Here is a 1,167-nt window from a genome sequence, read left to right as displayed (position 1 = left end):
AGGACCGCGCCGCCCGCGCCGAGCACCGCGGCACCGAGGACCGCCCGCCGTCCGGTGGCCTGGGTGGGCCGGTTCGTCTGCTCGCTCTCCATGCGCGCCTCCTGCCGTTGGATCGTCGAATGCGCGCTGATCGTAGGGGCGGCGGGAGGACCGGGGGGAGACCCCGGCACGAACACGCGGCTGACACGAGGTGTCCGGTGGGGGTGGTGAGGTGACGGTTCGTCGGGTCCGTCCCAGGGGCCCGCCAGAGAGCCGTACGGGTGCGATGCCCGTCACATCGCGAACACCCTCCGTGAGGAGGACTCCCAAGTAAACCCGCGTCAACAGTGCGTAAGACCTCGGTGAACCGTGCGGGCCCGACGTGCGTTTCCCCGGTTGCCGCGAGTAATGTCCTCACCTGCACAGTCTCATAACGATCCCGTCGGCCTCGGAGGACCTGTTGTCCCGCTTCCACCTCATCAAGGCAGTGCTCGGACCGATCATGCGCCTGATGTTCCGCCCGCAGGTGGAGGGAATGGAGAACATTCCCGGCGACGGGCCGGTGATCCTGGCGGGCAACCACCTCACCTTCATCGACTCGATCGTGCTGCCGGTCGTCTCCAAGCGGCAGGTCTGCTTCATCGGCAAGGACGAGTACGTCACCGGCAAGGGCGTCAAGGGCCGCGCGATGGCCTGGTTCTTCACCGGCGTCGGCATGATCCCGGTCGACCGGGACGGGGCGAACGGGGGCGTGGCCGCGCTGATGACCGGGCGGCGGATCCTGGAGGAGGGGAAGATCTTCGGGATCTACCCCGAGGGCACGAGGTCGCCTGACGGCCGTCTTTACCGGGGGCGTACGGGTATCGCTCGGCTCACGCTCATGACCGGGGCGCCTGTTGTTCCCTTCGCCATGATCGGCACGGACAAGTTGCAGCCGGGTGGGAGTGGGATGCCTCGGCCTGGGCGGGTGACGGTCCGTTTCGGCGAGCCGATGGAGTTCTCTCGGTATGAGGGGATGGATCGGGATCGGTATGTGCTGCGGGCGGTCACGGATTCTGTGATGGCTGAGGTCATGCGGTTGTCCGGGCAGGAGTATGTGGACATGTACGCGACCAAGGCCAAGGCTGCGTAAGCGTCGTTTTCGGGTGCGGGTGCGTTGTGGCTTGTCGCGCAGTTCCCCGCGCCCCT

The 1,167-nt window shown here is 67.2% G+C and carries 1 protein-coding gene; it reads left to right on the top strand.

Annotated elements, in window-relative coordinates:
- Positions 1-481: 481 nt before the first annotated feature.
- The gene (locus GTW40_RS26270) at positions 482-1,111 is read left to right on the top strand and encodes a lysophospholipid acyltransferase family protein (protein ID WP_237525710.1); all 630 of its coding nucleotides are present in this window, start codon (positions 482-484) and stop codon (positions 1,109-1,111) included.
- Positions 1,112-1,167: the final 56 nt, after the last annotated feature.

Origin of the sequence: Streptomyces sp. SID4985 (genome assembly GCF_009863025.1) — a bacterium.
In the GTDB taxonomy this organism is placed as follows: domain Bacteria; phylum Actinomycetota; class Actinomycetes; order Streptomycetales; family Streptomycetaceae; genus Streptomyces.
The sequence above is the reverse complement of the archived record's forward strand: the minus strand, read 5'-3'. Positions and strand labels throughout refer to the sequence as shown.